Below are 21,608 nucleotides of genomic sequence, written 5' to 3' on the forward strand. Positions count from 1 at the left end.
GTGCACCGCTTGCCGCCGGCCGTAGACGGTCAATGCGCGAGCTCGCGGCTCAGGCGTCGTCCGATTCGCGAAGACTATCCGCCCGGGCCTGCGCTGCCGCGAAGTCCAGGTCGCCGGAGTAGATCGCGCGACCGCAGATCACGCCTTCGATGCCTTCGTCCTCCACTTCGCACAGCGCGTCGATGTCGCCCAGATTCGAGAGGCCGCCGCTCGCGATTACCGGAATCTTCACGGCGCGCGCAAGGCGCACGGTCGCTTCGATGTTGATGCCCTGGAGCATGCCGTCCCGGCCGATGTCTGTGTAGACGATCGACTCGCAGCCGTAGTCTTCGAACTTACGTGCGAGGTCGACCACTTCGTGGCCCGTGAGCTTGCTCCAGCCGTCCGTGGCCACCTTGCCGTCGCGCGCATCGAGCCCGACGATAATGTGGCCCCCGAACGCCGTGCACGCTTCCTGCAGGAAGCCCGGGTTCTTCACCGCGGCCGTGCCGATGATCACGTACGAGAGGCCGTCGTCCAGATACCGCTCGATCGTGTCGAGATCGCGGATGCCGCCGCCCAGCTGCACCGGAATTTCGTCGCCCACCTCCGCGATGATTTCGCGGATGGCCTCCTCGTTCTTCGGCTTGCCGGCAAACGCGCCGTTCAGGTCGACGAGGTGGAGCCGCCGGGCGCCGCGGGAGACCCAATGCCGCGCCATGGCTGCCGGTTCCTCGGAAAAAATGGTCGCCTGGTCCATATCGCCCTGTTTGAGGCGCACACATTGACCGTCTTTGAGATCGATGGCCGGAATCAGCAGCATAGCAATCGGTGTTGTCTGGGAGGAATTTGGGTACCGGCGGCCTTGGCAGGCACATCAAGCCTGCCGGGGCGCCGTTTCGCTAGTTTAGTACAAGTCTTTCGGCGCCCTTGCAGGCGTCGAGCGGGTCTGGACACGCGGCATTCCGGCGGTTGGCCGGCTGCCGCCACAGGCTGCCGACCGCGCTCATGGATTCCATTGCACGAAATTGCGATACAGCCGCAATCCGGCTTCCGCGCTCTTTTCGGGGTGGAATTGGGTCGCAAAAATGTTATCCCGCGCCACCGCCGAGGTAAAGGTCACGCCGTACACCGTCTCGCCCACCGTATGTGCCGGGTTGTCGGGCACCACGTAGTAGCTGTGCACGAAGTAGAAGAAGCTGCCGTCGGGCACGCCGTCCCACACGGCGTGCGGTTGCGTCTGATGCACGCGGTTCCAGCCCATCTGGGGCACCTTGAAGCGCGAGCCGTCGTCCTGCAACTGACCCTCCAGTTCGAAGCGCACCACCTTGCCGGGCAGCAGGCCGAGGCCGGGCGTGTCGCCTTCGGCGCTCCAGTCGAACAACATCTGCTCGCCTACGCAAACGCCCATCAACGGCTTTTCCCGCGACGCCGCGATCACCGCTTCCTGCAGACCCGATTCGCCGAGGCAGCGCATGCAGTCGGGCATCGCGCCCTGGCCGGGCAACACGACGCGGTCGGCGGCACGAATCGCCTCGGGCCGGTCGACGATCGCCACGCCGGCCTCGGGCGCCGCCTTCTTCAGCGCCTGGGCGACCGAGCGCAGGTTGCCCATTCCGTAATCCACAATCGCAATTGAAGTCTTCATCTCGAATCAGGCCGCGGCCTTGTCTGGCGACAGCATAGCGGGAAGCTGTGCCGGGAATGTCAATGTTTGCTGCTGACAGCGGTGGGTGCAGCGCGCGTCGCGTTGGTCCTTTCGCGCGTGCCGTCCGCACTGCCATGCGGACTTATCCGACCCGCTGCGGAATCGGACCACACACGCGACGCCGAGCAAGGCCCAGAGCCACGGCGCCCCATTTCGGCGCACACGTTCTGGACGCAGGTTCGCTGAATCCTAAAGGCTGCCCTTGGTGGACGGAATCTGTCCCGCTGCACGCTCGTCGATCTCGACGGCCATGCGCAGCGCGCGGCCGAACGCCTTGAACACGGTTTCCATCTGGTGGTGCGCATTGAGCCCACGCAGATTGTCGATATGAAGCGTCACGCCGGCATGATTGACGAAGCCGCGAAAGAATTCGATCGACAGATCCACGTCGAACGTGCCGATGCGCGCGCGCGTGAACGGAACATGGAATTCGAGGCCCGGACGGCCGGAGAAGTCGATCACCACGCGCGAAAGCGCCTCGTCGAGCGGCACGTAGGCGTGGCCGTAGCGGCGAATGCCCTTCCTGTCGCCCACGGCTTTCGCCACGGCCTGGCCCAGCGTGATGCCGACATCTTCGACCGTATGGTGGTCGTCGATATGCAGGTCGCCATGCGCCTCGATGTCCAGATCCACCAGACCATGCCGCGCGATCTGGTCGAGCATGTGGTCGAGAAACGGCACGCCGGTGGCCAGCTTCTGCTGGCCGGTGCCGTCCAGGTCGATCTTCACACGGATCTGCGTTTCGCTGGTGTTGCGAACGACTTCCGCCACGCGCATGGTCATTTCTTCAGTCGAGCCAAATAGGGAGGTGGGAGGCAAAACGGCGACCGCTCGCTTCACGAGCGGTCGGCCGGTCAGTGCAATATGAGTTTCAGGGCCGCGAGAAGCTGGGCGTTTTCGTCGGGGGATCCCACCGTCAAACGCACGCAATTTGCCAGCAATGGGTGCATTTTACTCACGTTTTTGATCAGTACCCGCGCCGTGAGAAGCGTTTCGAACGTCGCCGCCGCATCGGGCACGCGCACCAGCAGGAAGTTGCCGGCGCTCGGGAACACCTCGGCGCCGGGCAGCTGTGCGACGGCTGCCGCCAGCTTCGTGCGCTCGTCGCGCAATTGAGCCGCCTGGGCGTCGAGCACGTCCACGTGATCGAGCAGGAAGTCCGCCGCCGCCTGGGTCAGCACGTTCACGTTGTACGGAGGACGTACCTTGTCGAACTCGTTGAGCCATGCGGGCAAGCCCGCCAGATAGCCGAGCCGGATGCCGGCAAGGCCCAGCTTCGAGACCGTGCGCATCACGACGACGTTGTCGAACGCCGCGGCGCGCGGCATCCAGCTGTTCTGCGCAAACGGCTGGTAGGCCTCGTCGATCACCACGAGGCTCTTCGTCGCCGCGGCGATGATGCGCTCCATCTCGGCGTCGTCGAACAGCGTGCCCGTGGGGTTGTTCGGATAAGCGAGCCAGACCACGGCCGGCTGATGCTCGGCGATCGCGGCAAGCATCGCGTCGACGTCGAGCGTGAAATCCGTCTTGAGCGGCACGCCCACGAACTCCACGTTCGCGAGCTTCGCGCTCACCTGATACATCACGAAGCCGGGCACCGGCGCGAGAATCTTCGCACCAGGCTTCGCGCACGCCGTGCTGATGATGCTGATGATCTCGTCCGAGCCATTGCCGAGCAGCACGTCGCATTCGGCCGGAATGTTCATCGTGCGCTTGATCTTGGCGATCAGCGCTTCCGGGCGCGGGGCCGGATAGCGATTGAGCGCGACGGCGGCCAGATGCTCGCCGAGCTTCGCCGCGAGCGCCTCGGGCAGCGCGAACGGGTTTTCCATCGCGTCGAGCTTCACGAAGCCGCTCGCGTCCGCTACCGGGTAGCTCGTCATGGCGAGCACGTCGCGGCGAATGATGTCTTGTGGTGTGGTCATGGCAGAGGACCGGTCCGTGCAAGGGACCCCGTCTCACATGGCGGCCGCACTCGCTGCGCGCCGCCGGGTTGCTATCTCAGTGTTGGCGTCAGTTGTGCTTCATGCGGTATTCGGCACTGCGCGCGTGGGCCTGCAGCCCTTCGCCGTACGCGAGTTCCGCGGCGATCTCGCCGAGCGTCTGCGCGCCTTCGGCGCTGACTTCGATCAGGCTCGAACGCTTGATGAAATCGTAGACGCCGAGCGGCGACGAAAAGCGCGCGGTACGCGACGTCGGCAGCACGTGGTTCGGACCGGCGCAGTAGTCACCCAGGCTTTCGCTCGTGTAGCGACCGAGGAAAATGGCGCCCGCATGGCGAATCTCGTTGGCCCACTGCTGCGGTTCCAGTGCGGAGATTTCGAGGTGCTCCGGCGCGATCTCGTTGGCGATCGCGCACGCCTCGTCCATGTCGCGCACCTTGACGAGCGCGCCCCGCCCTTCCAGCGAAGCACGGATCACATCGGCGCGCGGCATGATGGGCAACAGTTCCGTGATGGCTTCTTCCACACGGCTAATGAACGCCTCGTCGGGACACAGCAGGATCGACTGCGCCAGTTCGTCGTGTTCGGCCTGCGAGAACAGGTCCATCGCGACCCAGCGCGGGTCCGTGGTGCCGTCGCAGAGCACGAGGATTTCGGAAGGGCCCGCGATCATGTCGATGCCCACCGTGCCGAACACGCGGCGCTTGGCCGAGGCCACATAGGCATTGCCGGGTCCGCAGATCTTGTCCACGGCGGGCACCGACTCCGTGCCGTAGGCCAGCGCACCCACCGCCTGCGCGCCGCCGATCGTGAACACGCGATCCACGCCGCCCAGCAGCGCCGCGGCCAGCACGAGCGGGTTCTTCACGCCGTCCGGCGTCGGCACGACCATCACGATTTCGCGCACGCCGGCCACGCGCGCGGGAATGGCATTCATCAGCACCGACGACGGATACGCCGCCTTGCCGCCCGGCACGTAGATGCCCACGCGGTCGAGCGGCGTCACTTTCTGACCGAGCACGGTGCCGTCGGCCTCGGTGTACTGCCAGCTATGGCTGCCGCATTCGATACGCTGCTTCTCGTGGTAAGCCCGCACGCGCGCCGCCGCAGCCTCGAGCGCTGCGCGCTGCTTGGGCTCCAGCCCTTCGAGCGCCGCCTCGAGCTCCACGAACGGCAGCTCGAGCGCAGCCACGCTCGACGCGTCAAGGCGGTCGAAGCGATTGGTGTATTCGAGCACCGCCGCATCGCCGCGCGCCTTCACGTCCGCGAGGATCTCCGCAACCGAGCGCTCGATCGCTTCGTCTTCGCTCGCCTCGAACGCGAGCACCGCGTGCAGCGCGTCGCGAAACCCGTTGGCGCTGGAATCGAGTTTGCGAATGCTGATAGCCATGTTGATATCCGTCCGTTTCGGCCGCGCTCAGGCGGCGTCCGCCGCGCGCCGCGACGCGCGTTCGAACGCGTCGATGAACGGGCGCAGCGCCGCGCGCTTGAGCTTCAGCGCAGCCTGGTTCACCACGAGGCGCGAGGAAATGTTCATGATCTCCTCGACCTCGACAAGATTGTTGGCGCGCAGCGTGCCGCCCGAGCTGACCAGATCGACGATCGCATCGGCAAGGCCCACGAGCGGCGCGAGTTCCATCGACCCGTAGAGCTTGATCAGATCGACGTGCACGCCCTTCGCCGCGAAATGCTCGCGCGCGGTGTTCACGTATTTCGTCGCGACGCGTAGCCGTGCGCCCTGGCGAACGGCGCTCGCATAGTCGAAGCCGGCCTTCACCGCCACCGACATGCGGCAACGTGCGATGTCGAGGTCGATGGGCTGATACAGGCCGCTGCCGCCGTGTTCGAGCAGCACGTCTTTGCCGGCCACGCCGAAGTCGGCGGCGCCGTACTCGACGTAGGTCGGCACGTCGGTGGCGCGCACGATGATGACGCGCACATTGGCGTCGCTCGTGGGCAGGATCAGCTTGCGCGAGGTTTCAGGGTCTTCCGTCACGTGCACGCCGGCCGCGGCGAGGAGCGGCATCGTCTCTTCGAAGATGCGGCCCTTCGAGAGCGCGAGCGTGAGGGGCGCGCTCGCCGCGCTCGCCGCGCTCGACGACGACGTCTGCGGCACCGAACTCATGCGGCGCTCCCCTTGATACGCCTCACATCGGCGCCGACGCCCGTGAGCTTCGCTTCCATGCGGTCGTAGCCGCGGTCCAGATGGTAGATGCGATCGATCAGCGTCTCGCCTTCGGCCACGAGGCCGGCGATCACAAGGCTCGCCGACGCACGCAGGTCCGTCGCCATCACCTTGGCGCCCGAGAGCTTGGCCACGCCGTTCACGAGCGCCGTATTGCCGTCGATGGTCACGTTCGCGCCCAGCCGGTTCAGTTCCTGCACGTGCATGAAGCGGTTCTCGAAGATCGTCTCGACGACCTGCGAGGTGCCGTCTGCGATCGCGTTGAGCGCCATGAACTGCGCCTGCATGTCGGTCGGGAAGGCGGGGTATTCGGAGGTGCGCACGTTCACGGCACGCGGACGCGCGTCCATGCGCACGCGCATCCAGTCGTCGCCCTCCTCGATGCTCACGCCGGCTTCGCGCAGCTTGTCGATCACGGCGTCCAGAATCTGCGGACGCACGCGACGCAGCACAACGTCGCCGCCCGCCGCGGCCACCGCGCACAGGAACGTACCGGCTTCGATACGGTCCGGAATCACCTTGTGATGAGCGCCCGAGAGACGCTCCACGCCCTGGATCACCAGGCGGTCTGTGCCGATGCCCTCGATCTTCGCGCCCATCTGCACGAGCAGCGTGGCGAGGTCGCCCACTTCGGGTTCGCGCGCGGCGTTTTCGATCACCGTTTCGCCGTCGGCCAGCACCGCGGCCATGAGCAGGTTCTCGGTGCCCGTCACGGTGATCATGTCCGTGATGATGCGCGCGCCCTTCAGGCGCTTCGCGCGGGCTTCGATGAAGCCGTGCTCGATATTGATCTCGGCGCCCATCGCCTGCAGACCCTTGATGTGCTGGTCCACCGGACGGGCGCCGATCGCGCAGCCGCCCGGCAGCGACACTTTGGCCTCGCCGAAGCGCGCCACGAGCGGACCGAGCACGAGAATCGACGCACGCATGGTCTTCACCAGTTCGTACGGCGCGACGAGGTTGTCGACCTTCGATGCATCCAGATGCACGCGGCCGTCCGCGTACTCGGTGCGCACGCCCATCTGGCCGAGCAGCTTGAGCGTGGTACGCACGTCCTGCAGATTCGGCACGTTGTCGAGGTCCACCGGGTCTGCCGTGAGCAGGCTCGCGCACAGAATGGGCAGCGCCGCGTTCTTCGCGCCCGAAACGGTGATCTCACCTGCGAGCCTGCGGCCCCCCACTATAGCGAGTTTGTCCATGCCTCTCGTTTCCTCTTCTGCCCGGCCCGCGGCCGGCGTCGAACGTTGTTCGTTCGCGGCACCGCTCGCGGCGTCGCCTTGTTCCTGTGTGATTCGCACTGATGTTCCAGATTATGCGTTCTGCCATTCGGCGGGAGTCAGGGTTTTCATGCTGAGCGCGTGGATTTCCTCGCGCATGCGGTCGCCGAGGGCCGCGTACACGAGTTGATGTCGCTGAATCAGGCGCTTGCCCTCGAAATTCGCCGAAACGATGGTCGCGAAAAAATGCTGACCGTCGCCCTCGACTTCGAGGTGCTGGCAGGCAAGGCCCGCCGCGATGTATTGCTTGATCTGTTCGGGAGTCGGCAACATGGAAGGGCTCCTCGTCAGTGACGCAGCTTGTAGCCGGATGCGAGCATGCGCATCGCGAGCACGGCAAGCGCCACGAAGAAACCGGCGACGATCGCAAGGCTCGCCAGCGGGTCGATGTCCGACACGCCGAAAAAGCCGTAGCGAAAGCCGTCGATCATGTAGAAAAACGGATTGAGCCGCGACACCTCGCGCCATACGGGCGGCAGCGTGTGCGTGGAGTAGAACACGCCCGAAAGGAACGTGAGCGGCATGATCAGAAAATTCTGGAACGCGGCGAGTTGGTCGAACTTCTCAGCCCAGATGCCGGCAATGAGTCCGAGCGTGCCGAGAATCGCCGAACCGAGCAGCGCGAACAGCACGATGTAGAGCGGCGCTGCGAAGCTCACCGGAATGAACCAGATGGTCACGACAAACACGCCCGCGCCCACGGCGAGGCCGCGCACGACAGAGGCCAGCACGTAGGCGCCGAACATTTCCCAATGCGACAGCGGCGGCAGCAGCACGAACACGAGGTTCCCCGTGATCTTCGACTGGATCAGCGATGACGAGCTGTTGGCGAATGCGTTCTGCAGCACGCTCATCATCACGAGGCCTGGTATCAGGAAGCTCGTGTATTCGACGCCGGCATACACCTCGACGTGATCGCGCAACGCGTGGCCGAAAATGGTGAGATAAAGCAGCGCGGTGATGACGGGTGCCAGCACGGTCTGGAACGAGACCTTCCAGAAACGCAGCACTTCCTTGTAGAACAGCGTGCGAAATCCGCTCATGCCAGCCCCTCGACCACTTCGGGGCCGTTCATGACCTGCACGAAGACATCTTCCAGATCGGCCTTGCGCACTTCGATTTCGTCGAACGTGCAGCCCGCCGCGCGACACTGCGCGAGGATGCCTTCCACGTCGTCGTAGCTCGACAGACGCAGCAGATGCTGGTGACCCTGTACGTTGGTCGGATCCACTTCGAGCGCGCGCAGTTCGGCCGGCAACACGCCGGTCGCGAAGCGCACGAAGAGCTGCATGCCGGCGAAGCGCTGCAGCAACGCACTCGTGCGGTCCAGCGCCACCACTTCACCGCGCCGCAGCATCGCGATGCGATCGCACAGCGCCTCGGCTTCTTCCAGATAGTGCGTCGTGAGCACGATGGTGTGTCCCTCGCGATTCAGGCGCGAAACGAATTTCCAGAGCGTCTGGCGCAGTTCGACGTCGACGCCGGCCGTGGGTTCGTCGAGCACGATGACAGGCGGCCGGTGCACCAGCGCCTGCGCCACGAGCACGCGACGCTTCATGCCGCCCGAGAGCGCGCGCATGTTGACGTCCGCCTTTTCGGTGAGGTCGAGGTTGGCCATCACCTCGTCGATCCACGCGTCGTTGTTGCGCAGGCCGTAGTAGCCGGACTGGATGCGCAGCGTTTCGCGAACCGTGAAGAACGGGTCGAAGACAAGTTCCTGTGGAACGACGCCGAGCGCGCGCCGCGCGGCGCGAAAATCGCTCACGACGTCGTGGCCCAGTACCTTCACCGTGCCTTCGTCCGCGCGCGAGAGTCCGGCGAGAATGCTGATGAGCGTCGTTTTGCCCGCGCCGTTCGGGCCGAGCAGCCCGAAGAATTCGCCTTCTTCAACCGTGAGACTGACGCCCTTGAGCGCCTGCAACTCCTTGAAGCGCTTCCTGACGTTACGGATTTCTATGGCTGGCATGACTGGTGCGCCGCTTCGCTGCGCGGCGGCGCCTGATAGGTGCGATAGGTGTGAGGCAAAGGTCTGCTGTAACCGCATGCTTTTGGGGCCAGCTGGAGCGGCCTGAAGCCCCAAAAAAACGCTTGATTATAGGGCAAAGTGACATGCCCTCGCCCGCATGGGCTTTCGGAGAAGCAGAGGAAGGAAGTGACCCGGTCCGGCATGCGCCGGCACCGGGCATCAATGTCGAGCCGGTTGCGGCGTGAGCAGCGCGTCTACGCCGTAGACCTGTGCGAGGCTGGCGAGCCCCGTGGGGAGATTGACGATTTCGAGCGCCGCGCCGCGCTTCGTCGCGGCGCGTTGCCATGCGAGCAGCACGGCAAGCGCCGACGAATCGAACTGGGTGAGCGGCGTGCAGTCCACCACCGTGGCGCCGGCGGCAATGCGTTGGAGCCCCGCCGCGAGCGCGGCGTTCGCGCTCGCGTGGGTCAGCGTGCCGCCCGTTTCGAAGCGGCTCACGACGAGACCTTGCCCGATGCCAGCTGCTGGTTGCGTTGGGTGAGGAACTGGATCAGACCGTCCACGCCGCCTTGCTGGATCTTCTCGTTGAACTGCTGCTGGTAGGCCTGAATGAGCCACGCGCCTAGCACGTTGATGTCGTACACGCGCCAGCCCTGCGGCGTCTTGTACAGCCGATAGTCGAGCTCGACCGGCGAGCCGTTGTTCATGACCACCGAACGCACGACGACGTCCGTATCGTCAGGATTCGCGCGGAACGGCTTGTACTGGATCTGCTGGTCGCGAACCTGCGCGAGCGCGCCGGCGTAGGTGCGAATCAGCAGCATCTTGAACTGCTCGACGAGCTGGCTCTGCTGGTCCGGCGTGGCCGTGCGCCACGCGCGGCCCATGGCGAGTTGCGTGGTGCGGCGGAAATCCGTGTAAGGCAGGATCTTCTCGTTGACGAGCTTCGTGATCTCGCCGATATCGCCCTTCTGGATGGACTTGTCGCTGCGGATCGTGTCCATGACCTGGGTGGTGACTGTCTTGATCAGGCCGTCCGGCGAGGTGGTGTCCGAAGTCTGCGCGGACGCGACGCCGGTGAAAGAAAAGAACGCGAGAAGCAGCGGAATGAGGAAGAACTTTTTCATGTGGGTTCCTGCTGTTGGAAAAACGCAGTTATTGGAGCCGACGATAGCACGCAAGTTCTGGCCGGCTCCATACGCAAACTGCGACAGTCGTTTCCAGGTGTTACGGTGCCTGTTCAGTGCAGTTTGAGCGACGGATAGCCGAAACGTGCGGGCGGCACGATCTGACCGGCCGGCACCGTCGTTTCCGTTCCGGGCGCGAGACCAGGCGCGGCCGTACCGGATGCCGGCGAAGCGGTGGCCGCCGTGCCCGAGGCGGCAGCAGCCGCAGCGGCACCGCTGGCCGCAGTGGCCGCACCTGTGGCCGGCGCCGCGCCGTCCTCGACGTTTTCGTACTTCGGCGGCGGCGCGCCTTCGTCATAGTTGGGCAGCGCCGCGGACGAACCGTCGGACAGCAGCGACTGGCGCCGCTGCAGATAGGTGTTGCGCACAAACGAGTACTTGTCGATGGCGGCCGCTTCCAGCACGTCGCCCGCACCCAGCAGGTTCGCGCGCGTGTTCACGATGTTGAGGCCGTAAAGGCCCCAGCTGAGACCCGGCGGATCGATGTAGCTGAGCGGGTTCACATAGTAGTTGCCGATCGACCCCACCGCGTCGCGCACCGTGCTCGGCCCGAACAGCGGCAGCACGAGGTACGGGCCGGCAGGCACGCCGTAATGGCCGAGCGTCAGGCCGAGATCCTGGTTGTGCTTGGGCAGCTTCGCGAGCGTGGCCACGTCGAACAGACCGCCCACGCCGAACACCGTGTTGATCACGATGCGCATAATGTCTTCCACGCCGTCCGTGATCTTCAGCTGCAACAGGTTGTTGGCTGCGATATAGACGTCGCCGATGTTCGAAAAGAAGTTCGTGACGCTGTCGCGCACGGGCTGCGGCGTGACCTTGACGTAGCCGCGCGCCACGGGCTTGAGCGCGTACTGGTCGACCTTGTCGTTGAAGGTGAAGATCGTGCGGTTCAGGCCTTCGAGCGGGTCTTCCTTCGTCGGCGTCTGCACGGTCGAGCAGCCCGCCAGGGCGACCACCCCAAGAGCCAGCGCAGTGCGACGAATGGGTGCGTTTTTCATCGTTCTTGTTCTCCGTGTTCTTATTGGGCGCCGGAGGCCGGCGCCGCCACCGCCGGTGCCGCTGGCGCGGGCGGTGCTGCGCCTGCGGCGGGCTTCGCAGCCCCCGAGTCCGCCGCCTTGCTGTACAGGAACTGCCCGATCAGGTTCTCGAGCACGATGGCCGACTGCGTCATGGCGATCGTGTCGCCGGCCTTCAGCATTTCGCTGTCGCCGCCCGGCTCGAGCCCGATGTACTGCTCGCCCAGCAGACCCGAGGTGAGGATCTTGGCCGACGTGTCCTTCGGAAACTGGTACTGCTTGTCCAGATCGATCGTGACGAGCGCCTGGTACGTGTTCGTGTCGAAGCTGATGGACGCCACGCGGCCCACCGTCACGCCCGCGCTCTTCACCGGCGCGCGCGGCTTCAGCCCGCCGATGTTGTCGAACTTGAGCTTGACCGGGTAGGTCGCCTGAAAGGACAGCGAGCTCATGTTGCCGACCTTCAGCGCGAGAAACAGCAGCGCAATGAAGCCCGCCACCACGAACAGGCCGACCCAGAAGTCGAGAGCAGTCTTTTTCATCGTCATCCCAATGAGAAACCGTTGCCGCGGCACGGCGCCGGGCGGCGGGGCGCGTTCAGCGCTCCACAGGCCGCGCGGCGCATGCCGCGCTAGCTGAACATCAATGCGGTCAGCAGGAAATCGAGGCCTAGCACCGCGAGCGAGGCATACACCACTGTCTTCGTCGTGGCGCGCGATACGCCTTCAGGCGTCGGCTTCGCCTCGTAGCCCTGGAACAGCGCCACGAACGTGACGGCGAAACCGAACACGATACTCTTGATCACGCCGTTGCCCACGTCGCTCCAGACGTCCACGCCGCCCTGCATCTGCGACCAGAATGCGCCGGAGTCGACGCCGATCAGCAGCACGCCCACCACGTAGCCGCCCAGCACGCCAATGGCGCTGAAAATCGCCGCGAGAATAGGCATCGCGATGACACCCGCCCACATGCGCGGCGCGATCACGACGCGAACGGGGTCCACGGCCATCATTTCCATCGCCGTGAGTTGCTCACCCGCCTTCATCAGACCGATCTCGGCCGTAAGCGAAGTGCCCGCCCGGCCCGCGAACAGCAGCGCCGTGACGACCGGCCCGAGCTCGCGCACGAGCGAAAGCGCGACGAGCAGCCCGAGCGCCTGCTCGGAGCCGTAGCGATTCAGCGTGTAATAGCCCTGCAAGCCGAGTACGAAGCCGACGAACAGGCCGGACACCGCGATGATCACGATCGAGTAGTTGCCGACGAAGTGAATCTGCTTCGTCACGAGGCGCGGACGCCGCAGCAACGGGAAGAACTCGAGCAGCAGGCGCAGGAAGAGCCTCGTGCCGTAACCCGCGCGCACGAGCGCCGCGATGACGCGGCTTCCGATCAGACTGATCATGCGTTACCCCCGCCCATGCCGAAGTCCGCACCGAGGCTGGCAGCGGGGTAATGAAAGCGGAACGGGCCGTCCGGCGCACCGTCGATGAACTGGCGAACGGTGGGGTCGCTCGATGCGCGCAACTGGTCGGGCGTGCCCTCGGCGTGCACGCGGCCGTTTGCGAGAAAGTAGACGTAGTCGGCAATCGCGAACGACTCCGGCACGTCGTGCGTGACGAGAATCGAGGTGGCGCCGAGTGCGTGGTTGAGCGTGCGAATCAGGTTGGCCGTGATGCCGAGCGAAATCGGGTCGAGCCCGGCGAACGGTTCGTCGTACATCATGAGTTCGGGGTCGAGTGCGATGGCGCGCGCAAGCGCCACGCGCCGCGCCATGCCGCCCGACACCTCGGACGGCGCAAGGTCGCGCGCGCCGCGCAGGCCGACAGCGTTCAGCTTCATGAGCACGAGGTCGCGGATCAGTTCTTCGGGCAGGTCGGTGTGCTCGCGCAGCGCGAACGCGACGTTCTCGAACACCGACATATCGGTGAAAAGCGCGCCGAACTGGAACAGCATGCCCATCTTGCGGCGCAGCGCGTAGAGGCCTTCGCGTGTCTGCGCGCCGACGTCCTCGCCGTGAAACAGCACCTGGCCGCGCTGCGCGCGCACGAGTCCGCCGATGAGGCGCAGCACCGTAGTCTTGCCGCCGCCCGAGCCGCCCATGACCGCTACCACCTGGCCACGCGCGAAGCGCATGTTCAGACCGGAGAGGACGAGCCGGTCGCCGTAACCGAAATCGACGTCGCGAAGCTCGAGAAGGGTCTCAGAAGAAGAAGGCACGTGGGCTGACAATCCTTTTACACGAAGGCCGAATTATAGGGCCATCATGAAGTTGCTGCCGCGACGTGCCCCGTCCGCTTAACCAAATCTAAACATCAGAGGTTAAGGCCAGATGTCTGGTCGGACGATTATTGCGTAAACTCCCGCTGCAACGCAGCAACCGCGGCCGCGGGGTCGGCCGCTTCCGTCACGGCCCGCACGAGCGCCGCCGACCCCACGCCCGTGGCCAGCACCCGAGGCAGCACGTCTGCGCTGATGCCGCCGATCGCCACGAGCGGCACAACGCCGCCCAGCAGTTGGACATAGCGGCCAAGCCGCACGAGTCCTTGCGGCGCGGTCGGCATCACCTTTGTCGTGGTGGGAAACACCGCGCCCAGCGCAATGTAGCTGGGCCGGAAGTGCAGTGCCGTGAGCATTTCGTAGTAGCTGTGCGTCGAGAGGCCGAGCCGCAGGCCTGCCGCCGCAATCGCGGCGAAGTCGGCCACCCGCAGATCTTCCTGACCGAGATGCACGCCGTACGCGCCCGCCTCGATCGCTTCGCGCCAGTGATCGTTGATGAATACCTGCGCATCGTGCCGGCGACCGGCCGCCACACAACGCGCGATTTCCGCCTTCAGCACGTCCGGCTCAGCGTGCTTGAGCCTCAATTGCACCGTCTTCACGCCGTAGTCCAGCACGCGCTCCACCCAATCGGCTGTGGGCAGCACGGGATAGAGCCCCAGGCGCGAGGGGCAGGCCGGGAACGATTGTGCCGGCGCGGCCGGCAGTCCAGCCACGCTTGGGAAGCGCGCGAGGTCCGTGGGCCATGCGTCGGCGGCGGTCCGTTCGTCGCCGTCGCGCCAGGCCATCGCGAGCGTCAGCGCATCGTGGGGATCAAAGCCGCAGTCGAGAAACGCTGCCAGCGCGGGAATCCAGTCTTCGGCGAGGTGGCCTTCGAGCGCATAGCGTTCGCCGCCCAGATGCAACGTGACGCGCGCTTCGGCGGCTTCGATCACGCCCGCGCCGCGCACGAGCCAGCTCGCGAGGTGTTCGCCCGCGTGGGACACATTCGACACGACGATCAGGTCGCCGCCGTTCGGCTCGTCCGGCGCGGTCAGGCAGACGCGCCAAGGCGCGTGCGTGGGCGGCCAGTCGCCAAGACGCGCGCGGATGCGCTCCACGGCCTCGGTCAGTTCATCGGCGGGCGGCCAGAACAGCTCGCGCGCCGGCAAGGGCAATCTTTCGGTCATGCTGCACTCCCATCCTGATGCCAGAACGGCATGCCCACCACGGGCGTGCTCGCCTGCGCCGTCTGCCGTTCGGCCATCGGCCCGGCAAGGTATGCCTCGCGTCCGGCGTCCACGCCGAGCGCGAAGGCGCGCGCCATCGCTTCCGGGTGCGTCGCCTGCGACACGGCCGTGTTCAACAGCACGCCGTCGAAGCCCCACTCCATCACCTGGCACGCGTGCGACGGTACGCCGAGCCCCGCATCGACGATGAGCGGCACATCGGGCAGCCGTTCGCGCAGCACGCGCATCGCGTACGGATTCATCACGCCCTTGCCCGTGCCGATGGGCGCGCCCCACGGCATCAGCGCCTCGCAGCCCGCGTCGAGCAGGCGCCGGCCGATCACGAGATCTTCGGTGCAGTACGGCAGCACCTTGAAGCCGTCCTTGACGAGGCGCTCAGCCGCTTTGATCAACCCGACCGGGTCCGGTTGCAGCGTGTAGTCGTCGCCGATCAGTTCGAGCTTGATCCAGTCGGTTTCGAATACTTCGCGCGCCATGTGCGCGGTCGTCACGGCCTCGGCCACGGTCTGGCAGCCTGCCGTGTTCGGCAGAAGCGGCACGGCATGGCGTTTGAGCAGATCGAAGAAGCCGGCTTCGGCGCCGCCTTCGGTCATTTGCCGGCGCAGCGCGACGGTGACCATGCCGGGGCGCGCCGCCTCGATGGAACGCGACAGCGACTGCAGCGACGGATAACGCGACGTGCCGAGCAGCACCCGGCTCGCGAAGGTTTCGCCGTAGAGCGTGAGCGCGTCGGCGGATGGGGAGAGGGTCATGGGACGATCCTTTGCAGGTGACGGCGAGCGTGCGGCGCCGCTCAGCCGCCCGCGACAGGGGTGACGACATCCAGCCGGTCGCCCGGCTGGAGCGCGCGCGCCGCATGCTGGCCGCGCGCGACGAAATCGCCGTTCAACGCGACCGCGAACGGCGGACGCGCGCCGAATGCGGCCAGCGCATCGGCAACGGTTGCGCCGTCGGGCAACGAAAACGGCTTCTGGTTTACGTGTATTTCCATGGTTCGCGTTCTGTCGGTTCGCTCACGAGGACTCGATCGCGTTCAGACCGATACCTCGGCGTGCTCGAGATGAAAAAGACTGGACCAGCGCGCCTCGCTGCGCCACTGCGCAAATGCGTCGGCATTTGCGATGCGGCCGGTCAACAGCGTCTGCGCGAAGCGTGCCGCGGAGTCGGCCACTTCCGGCGCGATCATGTAGCCGTGCCGATACAGGCCGTTGACGCGCAAGGTGCGTGCGCCGTCCCAGACGAGCGCGGGCCGGTGGTCGGGCAAGGTCGGCCGGCATTGCGAGTTCAGTTCGAGAATGCGCGCCTCCCCAAAGGCGGGATGCACCGAAAACGCCGCGCTCAGCAGCTCCAGCGCGGAGCGCACGCTGACGGGCGACATGTCTTCGCCTTCGATCTCCGTTGCGCCGATCACATAGACGTCGTCCTGCTTGGGCGCGACATAGAGCGGATAGCGCGGATGCAGCAACCGCACAGGGCGCGTCAGCGCAATGCCCGGCGCGTGCACGCGCGCCACCTCGCCGCGAATGCCGCGCAGCGTGGGCCAGACCGGCTTGCCGCCCAACCCGCGGCAGTCGATCACGACACGTGCGTCGGGATACGCCGTGCCCTCGACCGCACTGTTCCAATGCGTATCGACCTTACGCTGGGCGAGCCCGGCCGCGAGTGCACGCAAGGCCTGGCGGTTGTCGAGCTGACCTTCGTTGGGCAGCAGCCATCCTTTGGCGAACCGGCCAGCCAGCGCTGGCTCGGCGTCGCCTACCTCGGTGCCCGCGAGCGACACGAACCCACCGTCGACCAGGCCCGCCGGCGCATTGGCGCGCACGCGCCGTTCGAACAGCGGCGCTTCGGCGCGGTCGGCGTGATGCCAGACGACGAGCGTGCCGTTGCGCTGAAAGAAGACGGGTTCGGGCAGTTGAGCCAGGATGCGCGGCCAGCTTTCCAGCGACGCCACGCCGAGTTCGGTGATGAGCAGTTCAGCCACGGCGGCCTCGGCAAGCGGCGCGAGCATGGCCGCGGCCACCCACGCGGCCGAGCTGCTGCCGTCGGCGTCGCCGCGATCGTAAAGCGCCACGCGATGTCCCGCGCCGGCAAGCTGCCACGCGACGAGGCGGCCACAGAGCCCGCCGCCGACCACGGCGAAATCCGGTCGGACAGCGGCGCTCATGAGCGCGCTCCAAACGACCCGCGTTGCGTGACCATACGCGCGGCAGCGCGACGAACGCGCCGGTGAAAGCAAAGAACTGGAGAATGAGCGGTCATCGTATCCTTTCCGTACGGCAGGCTGCACACGTACACAAGGACGAAACCGGCTGGCGAGGCCGGCCGGACACGCTCCGATGCAATGAAGGAGCGCCGCCCGGCGGGAGACTGGACGCATGGGCATCCAGCGGGACTTTCCCGAAACTTCCCGCGCCGGTATTACCCGGATCGGGTGCGAAGGGTCTCTCTCAGCCTCGCCGCCGCGTGCTGCCGGCCGGCGCGAAGCACCCCTGTTTCGTCAGCGGCCATTAGACCATAAAAGCCAGAGCCGCCGCAAACGAGGCAGGGCGCCGCAGGACGCGCGGCAGGGCCGCCGAATATGGAGCTGGGGGCGGGCTCTGGCACAATGCCGTGGACCCGATTAAGGCGTGTTTAAGCGGTGCCGGCCAAAATCCGCCCAGTCGCCGCGGCGGGAAATGCCCTCACCGCCCGCGCCCGTCAGGATCTGCAAACCCGCCGTTGGGCCGGCATCTCAATCCGATATCAGGAAGCTCATGACCAATCCCACCTCCAGCCCTACGTCCAGCCAGACCGACCGCGTCTCGGCGTGGAGCCTCATCAAGCCCTACTGGGTGTCCGAGGAACGCAAGATCGCCTGGGGTCTGCTGATCGCGATCATCATGATGAACCTGATGCTCGTGGGCATCAACGCATGGCTGAACAACTGGAACCGCGACTTCTATAACGCGCTGCAAAGCAAGAACGTGCATGAATTCCCGCACCTGATGCTGATCTTCACCGGCCTTGCGTTCGCGTTCATCATCATCGCGGTGTACACGCGTTATCTGCGCCAGATGCTCGGCTTTCGCTGGCGCCAATGGCTCACCACGAAGTATCTGCAAGAGTGGCTGGGCGAAGGCACGTTCTACCGCATCGAGCGTGATCGCCTCACCGACAACCCCGACCAGCGGATCGCCGTCGACCTCGATTCGTTCGCGACCACGACGCTTGCGCTCACCCTCGATCTGATCTCCACCATCGCCACCCTCGTGTGGTTCTCGATCGTGCTCTGGAGCACCGCGGGCGCACTGACCGTGATGCTGGGCGGCACACCGGTGCAGATTCCCGGTTACATGCTGTGGGCCGCGATCGGGTACGCCGTCGTGGGCTCGATCCTCACGCACAAGGTCGGGCATCCGCTGGTGTCGATCAACTACCAGCAACAGCGCGTTGAAGCCGACTTCCGTTTCGGCCTGATCCGCCTGCGCGAGAACGCGGAGCAGATCGCCTTCTACGACGGCATGCGCACCGAAGAAGCCGGTGCGAAGGACCTCTTCAGCCGCATTCGCGACAACTGGTGGCGCGTGATGAAGTACACGAAGCGGTATTACTTCGTCGTCAACTTCTATGGGCAGATCGCAAACATCTTCCCGATTGTCGTGGCGTCACCGCGCTACTTCGCGGGCGCAATCAGCTTCGGCACATTGATGCAGATTGCCGGCGCCTTCGGCTCCGTGAGCGACTCGCTGTCGTGGTTCGTCAACAGTTACGGCACCCTGGTCGAGTGGCGCGCCACCGTCAACCGTCTTCGCGAATTCAAGCGCGTGATGCACCAGCCGCATCTCAAGGAATCCGTATCGCCTGCCACCGAGCATGGCGGCATCAATCTCCATTACGTCGACGAAAGTCAGCTCGTCACACGCGGCCTCACGCTCGCGCTGCCCAACGGCGAAACACTCGCGCACGTGCGCGACGTCGCCATCAAACCCGCTTCGCGCTGGCTCGTGCGCGGTCCGTCCGGCTCCGGCAAGAGCACGCTGCTGCGCGCGCTGGCGGGCCTCTGGCCGTTCGGCAGCGGCTCGATCGACGCGCCCGTGGGCGCACGCATGATGTTCATTCCGCAGCAGAGCTATCTGCCCATCGGCACGCTGAAGGCGGCGCTCGCCTATCCCGCCACGAGCGACACTTTCAGCGACGACGACTGCCGCGAAGCACTGCGCCTGTGCCGGCTGGAAGACTATGTGGACCGGCTGCACGAATCGGCGCACTGGACACGCGTGCTCTCGCCCGGCGAACAACAGCGGCTTGCGGCGGCGCGCGTGCTGCTGCACAAGCCCGATTACGTGTTCCTCGACGAAGCGACGAGCGCGCTCGACACCGAAAACGAAGCACACGTGTATCGGGTGATGAACGAGCGGCTGCCGAATGCAGCGATCGTGAGCGTGGCACACCGCGAATCGCTGGCGCAATTCCACGACGAGACGCTCATCATCGAACGTGCGCTGGAGCAGGCGGCCGCGTAAGCGCGGCCCTGCCGCTCACCCCACCGCCACGCTCGCCAGCGCCTGATACCTCGCCCCTTGCCGCGCGAGCGTGCTCGAATACAGCACCAGCGATTCGAAGCGCGCGAACGGCGGCAGGCGGGTGTCGGCGGGAATCGTCGCGGCTCGCGTGCCGCGGGCGAAGCGCGCGAGCGTGATGTGCGGCCGGAAGGCTCGGGTGTCGACAGGCAAGCCCAGTTCGATCATCAGCGAACGCACGCGCCAGTCGAGCGCCACGAAGTCGTCGGACATTGCCAGCGTGGCCACCAGCAATCGCGGATGCGCCACGCCCGGCCAGCACTCGATGCGCTCGAACGCGGCCAGCCCGAGCGGCACGGCGCGCGCGTGCAGCGCGGCAGCGAGCGCCTCGGCCACGTCGGCCTGAAGTGCGCCGATGAACGTCACCGTGAGATGCAGTTGCTCATGGGGCACGCGGCGCGCGTCCGACGGCACGGGCACAGCGGCCAGCGCATCCCGCGTGGCCGCATCCGGCGCGAGCGCGATGAAGCAGCGTTGCCATCCTTCGGTGGCGCGGGTGTCGTGATCGAGCATTGTCGGTGACCGGCTGTCCGTACACAGCGTGATCTTAGCCGTAACGTCGTGTACGAGCCTTGCGCCGAAAGACGGCCATCAGCGGAAGACGACAAACAAAAAAACCGGGCCGCCCTTTCGGGCGCCCGGCTCTTTCGTTACGGCACTGTCGTCTCCACCTGGTCCTGCGAATCTCCTCTCGCAGTCTGTTCGCGAGGCGCCCGCACGAGGCCGGCGCCCGTGGGTGCAGAGGCTTATCGCGGCAGGCTGGAGCTGCCCATCAGGTAGGCGTCTACCGAGCGCGCGCACTGCCGGCCTTCGCGAATGGCCCACACGACGAGCGACTGCCCGCGCCGCATGTCGCCTGCGGTGAACACCTTGTCCACCGACGTGTAGTACGACTTGTCGCCCTCGGTCGTTGCACGCACGTTGCCGCGCGGGTCCTTGTCCACGCCGAACGCTTCGAGCACGGGCGACACCGGCTGCGTGAAGCCCATCGCGAGCAGCACGAGGTCGGCCTTCATCTCGAACTCGGAGCCCGGCACTTCCTGCATCTTGCCGTCCTTCCATTCCACGCGCGCGGCAATCAGCTTTTCGACCTTGCCGTTCTTGCCTTCGAAGCGCTTGGTCGCCACCGACCAGTCGCGCTCGCAGCCCTCCTCGTGCGACGACGACGTGCGCAGCTTGACCGGCCAGTACGGCCACACGAGCGGCTTGTTTTCTTCTTCCGGCGGTTGCGGCAACAGTTCGAACTGCGTCACGCTCTTCGCGCCGTGACGGTTCGACGTGCCCACACAGTCCGAGCCCGTATCGCCACCACCAATCACCACGACGTGCTTGCCCTTCGCGAGCAGCTGGTCGGCCACCTTGTCGCCGGCATTGACCTTGTTCTGCTGCGGCAAGAACTCCATCGCGAAATGAATGCCCGCAAGCTCGCGGCCCGGCACCGGCAGATCACGCGGCGTTTCCGAACCGCCAGCCAGCACGACGGCGTCGAACTGTTCCTTGAGGTCATCGGGCGAGAGCGTTTCTTTCGCCGTGTTGCTGATGTAGGCCGGCAGCGCGTCTTTGCCGATAAACACGTTGGTGCGGAACGTCACGCCTTCGGCTTCCATCTGACGCATGCGGCGATCGATCAGCCACTTCTCCAGCTTGAAGTCGGGGATGCCGTAGCGCAGCAGGCCGCCGATGCGGTCGTTCTTCTCGAACACGGTCACGTCGTGGCCCGCGCGCGCCAGTTGCTGTGCGGCAGCGAGACCCGCGGGGCCCGAACCCACCACGGCCACCTTCTTGCCGGTCTTGTGTTTCGGCGGCTGCGGTGCCACCCAGCCCTCGGTCCAGGCCTTGTCGATGATCGCGTGCTCGATCGACTTGATGCCGACCGGGTCGTTGTTGATGCCGAGCGTGCACGCCGCTTCGCAGGGCGCCGGGCAGATGCGGCCCGTGAACTCCGGGAAGTTGTTCGTGGAATGGAGCACTTCGATCGCGCTCTTCCAGTCCTGGCGGAACACCAGGTCGTTGAAGTCCGGAATGATGTTGTTGACCGGGCAGCCGTTGTTGCAGAACGGAATGCCGCAATCCATGCAGCGCGCGCCCTGGACCTTCGCGTCCTCGTCGGTGAGGGCCGCGACAAATTCCTTGTAGTGCTTCACCCGCGTGAGCGGTGCTTCGTACGCCTCGTGGCGGCGTTCGAATTCGAGAAAACCGGTTGCCTTACCCATGTGGCTCTCGTCTGTCCATGTATTCGGTGGGGGATCGGCGTGGGCCGCGCGCGCTTTCGCGCACGGCTC

General features: G+C 65.7%; 23 protein-coding genes and 1 riboswitch. Of the genes, 1 reads left to right on the forward strand and 22 read right to left on the reverse strand.

Features of this window, described 5'->3' with window-relative positions:
• Window positions 1–49 precede the first annotated feature (49 nt).
• The 20 genes from hisA to U0042_RS17565 all read right to left on the reverse strand — a co-directional run bounded on the left by hisA (window position 50) and on the right by U0042_RS17565 (window position 16,931).
• Window positions 50–802 carry a 1-(5-phosphoribosyl)-5-[(5-phosphoribosylamino)methylideneamino]imidazole-4-carboxamide isomerase gene (gene hisA / locus U0042_RS17470; RefSeq protein ID WP_114814032.1) on the reverse strand — a complete coding sequence of 251 codons (753 nt, stop codon included), beginning with the start codon at window positions 800–802 and terminating at the stop codon, window positions 50–52.
• A 183-nt stretch (window positions 803–985) separates the two neighbouring features.
• A complete protein-coding gene (hisH, locus tag U0042_RS17475) occupies window positions 986–1,627 on the reverse strand; it encodes an imidazole glycerol phosphate synthase subunit HisH (RefSeq protein ID WP_114814031.1) in 642 nt (213 codons plus the stop codon).
• Between the two features lie 249 nt (window positions 1,628–1,876).
• Window positions 1,877–2,464 carry an imidazoleglycerol-phosphate dehydratase HisB gene (gene hisB / locus U0042_RS17480; protein WP_026121934.1) on the reverse strand — a complete coding sequence of 196 codons (588 nt, stop codon included), beginning with the start codon at window positions 2,462–2,464 and terminating at the stop codon, window positions 1,877–1,879.
• 77 nt (window positions 2,465–2,541) lie between these two features.
• Window positions 2,542–3,612: a histidinol-phosphate transaminase gene (gene hisC, locus U0042_RS17485; RefSeq protein ID WP_114814030.1), complete on the reverse strand. Its 1,071-nt coding sequence runs from the start codon at window positions 3,610–3,612 to the stop codon at window positions 2,542–2,544.
• Between the two features lie 88 nt (window positions 3,613–3,700).
• Window positions 3,701–5,020, reverse strand: a complete 1,320-nt coding sequence (gene hisD, locus U0042_RS17490; RefSeq protein ID WP_114814029.1) for a histidinol dehydrogenase — start codon at window positions 5,018–5,020, stop codon at window positions 3,701–3,703.
• 27 nt (window positions 5,021–5,047) lie between these two features.
• A complete protein-coding gene (hisG, locus tag U0042_RS17495) occupies window positions 5,048–5,755 on the reverse strand; it encodes an ATP phosphoribosyltransferase (protein ID WP_114814028.1) in 708 nt (235 codons plus the stop codon).
• Entirely contained in the window at window positions 5,752–7,014 is a 1,263-nt protein-coding gene (gene murA, locus U0042_RS17500; protein WP_114814107.1) for a UDP-N-acetylglucosamine 1-carboxyvinyltransferase, read from the reverse strand. Before murA ends, hisG begins: the two co-directional genes overlap by 4 nt.
• A gap of 111 nt (window positions 7,015–7,125) precedes the next feature.
• Window positions 7,126–7,365: a BolA family protein gene (locus tag U0042_RS17505; RefSeq protein ID WP_114814027.1), complete on the reverse strand. Its 240-nt coding sequence runs from the start codon at window positions 7,363–7,365 to the stop codon at window positions 7,126–7,128.
• A 14-nt stretch (window positions 7,366–7,379) separates the two neighbouring features.
• A complete protein-coding gene (locus U0042_RS17510; RefSeq protein ID WP_114814026.1) occupies window positions 7,380–8,135 on the reverse strand; it encodes an ABC transporter permease in 756 nt (251 codons plus the stop codon).
• Window positions 8,132–9,058, reverse strand: a complete 927-nt coding sequence (locus tag U0042_RS17515) for an ABC transporter ATP-binding protein (protein WP_114814025.1) — start codon at window positions 9,056–9,058, stop codon at window positions 8,132–8,134. The genes U0042_RS17510 and U0042_RS17515 overlap by 4 nt, the downstream gene beginning before the upstream one ends.
• Window positions 9,059–9,277: 219 nt before the next feature.
• Window positions 9,278–9,556 carry an STAS domain-containing protein gene (locus tag U0042_RS17520; protein ID WP_232833516.1) on the reverse strand — a complete coding sequence of 93 codons (279 nt, stop codon included), beginning with the start codon at window positions 9,554–9,556 and terminating at the stop codon, window positions 9,278–9,280.
• Entirely contained in the window at window positions 9,553–10,185 is a 633-nt protein-coding gene (locus U0042_RS17525; protein WP_114814024.1) for an MlaC/ttg2D family ABC transporter substrate-binding protein, read from the reverse strand. Before U0042_RS17525 ends, U0042_RS17520 begins: the two co-directional genes overlap by 4 nt.
• A gap of 113 nt (window positions 10,186–10,298) precedes the next feature.
• Window positions 10,299–11,246, reverse strand: coding sequence for a VacJ family lipoprotein (locus tag U0042_RS17530; protein ID WP_198665389.1), 948 nt, complete (start codon window positions 11,244–11,246; stop codon window positions 10,299–10,301).
• 20 nt (window positions 11,247–11,266) lie between these two features.
• The gene (gene mlaD, locus U0042_RS17535; protein WP_114814105.1) at window positions 11,267–11,806 is read right to left on the reverse strand and encodes an outer membrane lipid asymmetry maintenance protein MlaD; all 540 of its coding nucleotides are present in this window, start codon (window positions 11,804–11,806) and stop codon (window positions 11,267–11,269) included.
• Between the two features lie 89 nt (window positions 11,807–11,895).
• A complete protein-coding gene (mlaE, locus tag U0042_RS17540) occupies window positions 11,896–12,663 on the reverse strand; it encodes a lipid asymmetry maintenance ABC transporter permease subunit MlaE (RefSeq protein ID WP_114814022.1) in 768 nt (255 codons plus the stop codon).
• Window positions 12,660–13,478 carry an ABC transporter ATP-binding protein gene (locus tag U0042_RS17545; protein WP_114814021.1) on the reverse strand — a complete coding sequence of 273 codons (819 nt, stop codon included), beginning with the start codon at window positions 13,476–13,478 and terminating at the stop codon, window positions 12,660–12,662. Before U0042_RS17545 ends, mlaE begins: the two co-directional genes overlap by 4 nt.
• A gap of 128 nt (window positions 13,479–13,606) precedes the next feature.
• Window positions 13,607–14,707 (reverse strand): thiamine phosphate synthase, encoded by a 1,101-nt coding sequence (thiE, locus tag U0042_RS17550; protein WP_114814020.1) that lies wholly within the window; start codon window positions 14,705–14,707, stop codon window positions 13,607–13,609.
• Complete coding sequence (locus U0042_RS17555) at window positions 14,704–15,519, reverse strand: thiazole synthase (protein WP_114814019.1); 816 nt, start codon at window positions 15,517–15,519, stop codon at window positions 14,704–14,706. The genes thiE and U0042_RS17555 overlap by 4 nt, the downstream gene beginning before the upstream one ends.
• A 41-nt stretch (window positions 15,520–15,560) precedes the next feature.
• The gene (gene thiS / locus U0042_RS17560; protein ID WP_114814018.1) at window positions 15,561–15,758 is read right to left on the reverse strand and encodes a sulfur carrier protein ThiS; all 198 of its coding nucleotides are present in this window, start codon (window positions 15,756–15,758) and stop codon (window positions 15,561–15,563) included.
• A 42-nt stretch (window positions 15,759–15,800) separates the two neighbouring features.
• Window positions 15,801–16,931 carry an FAD-dependent oxidoreductase gene (locus U0042_RS17565; protein WP_114814017.1) on the reverse strand — a complete coding sequence of 377 codons (1,131 nt, stop codon included), beginning with the start codon at window positions 16,929–16,931 and terminating at the stop codon, window positions 15,801–15,803.
• A 223-nt stretch (window positions 16,932–17,154) separates the two neighbouring features.
• A riboswitch (TPP riboswitch) is annotated at window positions 17,155–17,268 on the reverse strand.
• A 252-nt stretch (window positions 17,269–17,520) separates the two neighbouring features.
• On the opposite strand from U0042_RS17565, the gene U0042_RS17570 reads away from it, so the two are divergent.
• Window positions 17,521–19,269, forward strand: a complete 1,749-nt coding sequence (locus tag U0042_RS17570) for an ABC transporter ATP-binding protein/permease (RefSeq protein WP_114814016.1) — start codon at window positions 17,521–17,523, stop codon at window positions 19,267–19,269.
• 15 nt (window positions 19,270–19,284) lie between these two features.
• Here the strand turns inward: U0042_RS17570 and thpR are convergent, their stop codons facing one another.
• The gene (gene thpR / locus U0042_RS17575; RefSeq protein WP_114814015.1) at window positions 19,285–19,839 is read right to left on the reverse strand and encodes an RNA 2',3'-cyclic phosphodiesterase; all 555 of its coding nucleotides are present in this window, start codon (window positions 19,837–19,839) and stop codon (window positions 19,285–19,287) included.
• Between the two features lie 233 nt (window positions 19,840–20,072).
• Entirely contained in the window at window positions 20,073–21,539 is a 1,467-nt protein-coding gene (locus U0042_RS17580) for a glutamate synthase subunit beta (RefSeq protein ID WP_114814014.1), read from the reverse strand.
• Between the last annotated feature and the right edge of the window lie 69 nt (window positions 21,540–21,608).

It is taken from the genome of Paraburkholderia kururiensis, assembly GCF_034424375.1.
Taxonomy (GTDB): Bacteria; Pseudomonadota; Gammaproteobacteria; order Burkholderiales; family Burkholderiaceae; genus Paraburkholderia; species Paraburkholderia kururiensis_A.

Excerpts from the sequence above, each read along its gene's own strand:
- hisH (WP_114814031.1), bottom strand. The coding sequence starts at position 1,627 with ATGAAGACTTCAATTGCGATTGTGGATTACGGAATGGGCAACCTGCGC.
- mlaE (WP_114814022.1), bottom strand. The coding sequence starts at position 12,663 with ATGATCAGTCTGATCGGAAGCCGCGTCATCGCGGCGCTCGTGCGCGCG.
- hisG (WP_114814028.1), bottom strand. The coding sequence starts at position 5,755 with ATGAGTTCGGTGCCGCAGACGTCGTCGTCGAGCGCGGCGAGCGCGGCG.
- U0042_RS17525 (WP_114814024.1), bottom strand. The coding sequence starts at position 10,185 with ATGAAAAAGTTCTTCCTCATTCCGCTGCTTCTCGCGTTCTTTTCTTTC.
- hisB (WP_026121934.1), bottom strand. The coding sequence starts at position 2,464 with ATGCGCGTGGCGGAAGTCGTTCGCAACACCAGCGAAACGCAGATCCGT.
- U0042_RS17515 (WP_114814025.1), bottom strand. The coding sequence starts at position 9,058 with ATGCCAGCCATAGAAATCCGTAACGTCAGGAAGCGCTTCAAGGAGTTG.
- U0042_RS17555 (WP_114814019.1), bottom strand. The coding sequence starts at position 15,519 with ATGACCCTCTCCCCATCCGCCGACGCGCTCACGCTCTACGGCGAAACC.
- hisD (WP_114814029.1), bottom strand. The coding sequence starts at position 5,020 with ATGGCTATCAGCATTCGCAAACTCGATTCCAGCGCCAACGGGTTTCGC.
- thiE (WP_114814020.1), bottom strand. The coding sequence starts at position 14,707 with ATGACCGAAAGATTGCCCTTGCCGGCGCGCGAGCTGTTCTGGCCGCCC.
- U0042_RS17565 (WP_114814017.1), bottom strand. The coding sequence starts at position 16,931 with ATGAGCGCCGCTGTCCGACCGGATTTCGCCGTGGTCGGCGGCGGGCTC.
- murA (WP_114814107.1), bottom strand. The coding sequence starts at position 7,014 with ATGGACAAACTCGCTATAGTGGGGGGCCGCAGGCTCGCAGGTGAGATC.
- hisA (WP_114814032.1), bottom strand. The coding sequence starts at position 802 with ATGCTGCTGATTCCGGCCATCGATCTCAAAGACGGTCAATGTGTGCGC.
- thiS (WP_114814018.1), bottom strand. The coding sequence starts at position 15,758 with ATGGAAATACACGTAAACCAGAAGCCGTTTTCGTTGCCCGACGGCGCA.
- hisC (WP_114814030.1), bottom strand. The coding sequence starts at position 3,612 with ATGACCACACCACAAGACATCATTCGCCGCGACGTGCTCGCCATGACG.
- U0042_RS17510 (WP_114814026.1), bottom strand. The coding sequence starts at position 8,135 with ATGAGCGGATTTCGCACGCTGTTCTACAAGGAAGTGCTGCGTTTCTGG.
- mlaD (WP_114814105.1), bottom strand. The coding sequence starts at position 11,806 with ATGAAAAAGACTGCTCTCGACTTCTGGGTCGGCCTGTTCGTGGTGGCG.
- U0042_RS17570 (WP_114814016.1), top strand. The coding sequence starts at position 17,521 with ATGACCAATCCCACCTCCAGCCCTACGTCCAGCCAGACCGACCGCGTC.
- thpR (WP_114814015.1), bottom strand. The coding sequence starts at position 19,839 with ATGCTCGATCACGACACCCGCGCCACCGAAGGATGGCAACGCTGCTTC.
- U0042_RS17580 (WP_114814014.1), bottom strand. The coding sequence starts at position 21,539 with ATGGGTAAGGCAACCGGTTTTCTCGAATTCGAACGCCGCCACGAGGCG.
- U0042_RS17505 (WP_114814027.1), bottom strand. The coding sequence starts at position 7,365 with ATGTTGCCGACTCCCGAACAGATCAAGCAATACATCGCGGCGGGCCTT.
- U0042_RS17530 (WP_198665389.1), bottom strand. The coding sequence starts at position 11,246 with ATGAAAAACGCACCCATTCGTCGCACTGCGCTGGCTCTTGGGGTGGTC.